At 70.1% G+C, this 4379-nt stretch carries 2 protein-coding genes; both read right to left on the bottom strand.

Annotation, left to right across the window (positions count from 1 at the left end; all coding sequences use genetic code 11):
• Positions 1-2410 (bottom strand): bifunctional proline dehydrogenase/L-glutamate gamma-semialdehyde dehydrogenase PutA (gene putA / locus AC6EI8_RS24650; RefSeq protein WP_498383145.1); only part of this gene is annotated, 2410 nt, incomplete at its 3' end.
• A 245-nt stretch (positions 2411-2655) separates the two neighbouring features.
• On the bottom strand, positions 2656-4379 hold a 1724-nt coding region (locus tag AC6EI8_RS24645; RefSeq protein WP_498383144.1), incomplete at its 5' end, for a primosomal protein N'.

The raw sequence follows: 4379 nt of genomic DNA, 5'->3' as shown, positions 1-4379 counted from the left end.
TGGCCAGCACCGTGTTGCCGGCGGCCAGCGCCGCGGCGACCTGGCCGGTGAAGATCGCCAGCGGGAAGTTCCACGGGCTGATGCAGACCACCGGCCCCAGCGGGCGATGCGAGTCGTTGGAGAAATGCTCGCGCACCTGCACCGCGTAGTAGCGCAGGAAGTCGACCGCCTCGCGGACCTCGGCGATGGCGTTCGAGAACGTCTTGCCGGCCTCGCGCATGATCACGCCCATCAGCGCCTGCATCTGCGCTTCCATCAGGTCGGCGGCGCGCTCCAGCGCCGCGGCGCGGACCTCGGGCGGCGTGGCCTGCCAGATCGGCGCGGCATTGACCGCGGCCTGCAGCGCGGCCTCGACATCGGCCGCGCTGGCCTCGGTGACCTGCCCCACCACATCGCGATGGTCGGCGGGATTGAGCACCGGCGCAGTGTCGCCGCCGCCCACGGGGTCGACGCCCAGCATCGGCTCGGCGCTCAGGCGCTCGGTCGCGCCGTGCAGCAGCGCCGACGACAGCGAGGCCAGGCGATGTTCGTTCGACAGATCGAGGCCCGCCGAATTGGCGCGCGCCTTGCCGTACAGGCCGCGCGGCATCGGAATGCGCGGATGCGGCAGGCCCAGCGTGCCCTCTTCCTTGTGCATCCGTTCGACCTGCGCGACCGGGTCGGCGACCAGTTCGTCCAGCGAGATGGTGTCGTCGGCGATGCGGTTGACGAACGAGGTGTTGGCGCCGTTCTCCAGCAGGCGCCGCACCAGGTAGGCCAGCAGCGTCTCGTGCGTGCCGACCGGTGCGTAGATCCGGCACGGCCGGTTCAGCTTGCCCTCGGCGACCGGGCCGACCACCTGGTCGTACAGCGGCTCGCCCATGCCGTGCAGGCACTGGAACTCGTACTGGCCGGGGTAGTAGCTATGGCCGGCGATCTGGTAGATCGCGGCCAGCGTGTGCGCGTTGTGGGTGGCGAACTGCGGATAGATCGCGTCCGGCACCGACAGCAGCTTGCGCGCGCAAGCGAGGTACGACACGTCGGTGTAGACCTTGCGCGTGTAGACCGGATAGCCCTCCAGGCCGTCGACCTGGGCGCGCTTGATCTCGCTGTCCCAGTAGGCGCCCTTGACCAGCCGGATCATCAGGCGATGGCGGCTGCGGCGCGCCAGGTCGATCAGGTAGTCGATCACGAACGGGCAACGCTTCTGGTACCCCTGAACGACGAAGCCGATGCCGTTCCACCCGGCCAGCTCGGGCTCGAAGCAGAGCCGTTCCAGCAGGTCCAGCGAGATTTCCAGCCGGTCGGCCTCCTCGGCGTCGATGTTGATGCCGATGTCGTACTGGCGGGCCAGCAGCGTCAGGGACTTCAGGCGCCCGTACAGCTCGCCGAGCACGCGCTCGTGCTGGGCGCGGCTGTAGCGCGGATGCAGCGCCGACAGCTTGATCGAGATGCCCGGGCCCTCGTAGATGCCGCGGCCGCGCGAGGCCTGGCCGATCGCGTGAATGGCCTGCTCGTAGGAGGCCAGATAGCGCTGCGCGTCGGCCTCTGTCATCGCGGCCTCGCCCAGCATGTCGTACGAGTAGCGGAAGCCCTGGGCCTCGTACTTGCGCGCGTTCGCCAGCGCCTCGGAGATGGTCTCGCCGGTGACGAACTGCTCGCCCATCAGGCGCATCGCCATGTCGACGCCCTTGCGGATCAGCGGCTCGCCGCCCTTGCCGATGATGCGCGTCAGCGCGCGGGTCAGGCCGGCCTCGTTATGGGTCGAGACCAGCTTGCCGGTGACCAGCAGGCCCCAGGTGGCGGCGTTGACGAACAGCGACGGGCTCTGGCCGAGGTGCGACTGCCAGTTGGCGCCGCTGATCTTGTCGCGGATCAGCGCGTCGCGGGTGGCCTTGTCGGGAATGCGCAGCAGCGCCTCGGCCAGGCACATCAGCGCCACGCCTTCCTGCGACGACAGCGAGAATTCCTGGATCAGCCCCTGCACCAGCCCTTCGCGGCCGCTGCCGACCTTCTGCTGGCGCAGGTTCAGGGCCAGCTTCTTTGCCATCGCCAGCGCGGCGTCGGCCTGCTGCTGCGGCAGGCGGGCCTGCTCCAGCAGCACCGGCACGCATTCGGTCTCGGGCCGGCGGTAGGCGGAGGTAATCGCCGCGCGCAGCACCGACTGCGGCTGGATGCTCTGGGCAAATTCGAGGAAGGGCTGTGGCGCGCCCTCGCCGGCCACCGCGTCGAGCGTGTCGGCCCCGTCCGCGTCGGGCTGGCCGCTGCCGTTCGCCTCGTGCGGCGCCTGTCCGCGCTCGATCTGCTCCAGGTAGGAGAAGATCGCCTGCTTGATCAGCCAGTGAGGCGTGCGGTCGATCGACTGCGCAACGCGCTTGAGGCGGTCGCGGGAGGCGTCGTCGAGCTTGACGCCGAGGGTGGTGGTGGCCATGCGAGGAGATCTCCGAGGAACGCGCTTGCCGCCTCTCAATCGCCCGCCGTGGGTCGCTCAATGGAGCCCGGACGGTCGTGCGGAAGTCGCGCGATGCGATGCAAACTGGCGCGATCATACTCCCGGAGAAAGCCAGGGTGCAACTTGGTATAACCCACTAGGTGCAACTGCCATGAAGGCACCGGCTCCATGCGGTTGCACCGCCGGTGTGCCGAGAGGCGATGGCGGGCTTGGTGCGCCCGTGGTCAGATCCGCAAGGGGTCGATCTCCAGCTGCCAGCGTACTCCTTTGACGCTCGTCCCGACTTCACTGAAAGTTTGCGTCCACTCTCCGACAAAGCGTTGCAGCGCCATGCGCGATCCGCTTTCGATCAGCATCTGGGCGCGCTCCCGGTTGGCGATCCGCACCATCGACATCGGTACCGGGTCGTGCAGTTGCACCTCGGCGGCCAGCGCCATGCCGTCGGCCCGCTCGCGGGCGGCATGCAGGAAGTCCAGGGCCCGTTGCAACTGCCCATGCTCGGCCGTCACCAGCACCTGATGGACGAAGGGCGGCAGCCCGGCCTGGCGCCGTTCGCGCAGCTGCGTGGCCGCAAAGCCGTCGTAGTCGTGGCGTACCAGCGCCTGCAGCGCAGGGGCATCCGGATAGCGGGTCTGGATCAGCACCTCGCCCGCCAGGCCGGCGCGGCCGGCGCGGCCCGACACCTGCATCAGCGACGCGAACAGGTGCTCGGCCGCGCGGAAATCGTGGCTGAACATCGCCGCGTCGGGATGGACGATACCGACCAGCGTCACGCGCTGGAAGTCGTGGCCCTTGGCGATCATCTGGGTGCCGACCAGGATGTCGACCTCGCCGGCGTGGACCTCGTCGAACATCGCTTGCGCGCTGCCCTTGCGGCGCGTCGAATCGGCGTCGATCCGCGCGATGCGCGCCTGCGGGAAGCGCGCGGCCAGCGCCTCCTCGATCCGCTGCGTGCCGCGGCCCAGCGGCGCGATGTCGACGTTGCCGCAGTCAGGGCAGTGGTGCGGGATGCGGGCCTCGAGCCCGCAGTGATGGCAGCGCAGGCAGCGCTCGGGGCGATGCAGCACCAGGTACGCGGAGCAGCGCGGACAGCCGGACAGCCAGCCGCAGCTGTCGCAGGCGATCACCGGCGCATAGCCGCGCCGGTTCAGGAACAGCAGGCTTTGCTCGCCGCGCGCCAGGCGCGCCTCGATCGCCTGCAGCAGAGGCGCCGACAGGCCCTCGTAGAGCGGCCGCTGGCGCTGCCGCTCGTGATTCAGGTCGACCAGCCGCACGGTCGGCAGCACCGCGTCGGCCTGCGCGCGTTCGCGCAGCACCAGCTTGCGGTAGGCGCCCTGCTCGGCGCGCCACCAGGATTCCATCGACGGCGTGGCCGAGCCGAGCACCACCGGGATGCCGAGCTGCTTGGCGCGCCAGACCGCCAGATCGCGGGCCGAGTAGCGCAGGCCCTCCTGCTGCTTGTACGAGGTGTCGTGCTCCTCGTCGACCACGATCAGTGCCAGCGTCGGCAGCGACGCCATCACCGCCATCCGGGTGCCCAGCACGATGCGGGCTTCGCCGCGATGGGCCGCCAGCCAGTGCAGCGTGCGTTCCTGATCGGCCATGCCGCTGTGCAGGACGGCCAGTGGCGCCGCCGGGAAGCGTGCGGCGATGCGCGCCTGCAGCTGCGGTGTCAGATTGATTTCGGGCACCAGCATCAGCACCTGGGCCGCGGGATCGCGCGCCAGTGCGGCCGCGATCGCGTGCAGATAGACCTCGGTCTTGCCGCTGCCGGTGACGCCGTGCAGCAGGAAGGGGGCGAAGCCGATCGCGGCGGCGATGGCGTCGACGGCCTGACGCTGTTCCGGGTGCAGGGCGGGTGTGGGGGGACGTACTGCGGCCGCCGATTCGGCCGTTGCGGCAGGATCGGCCGGATCGCGGCGGTCGCCACCGCGACCGGGGCCCGAGT

The sequence above is a fragment of the Cupriavidus sp. R6-3 genome (genome assembly GCF_059772245.1).
The sequence above is the reverse complement of the archived record's forward strand: the minus strand, read 5'-3'. Positions and strand labels throughout refer to the sequence as shown.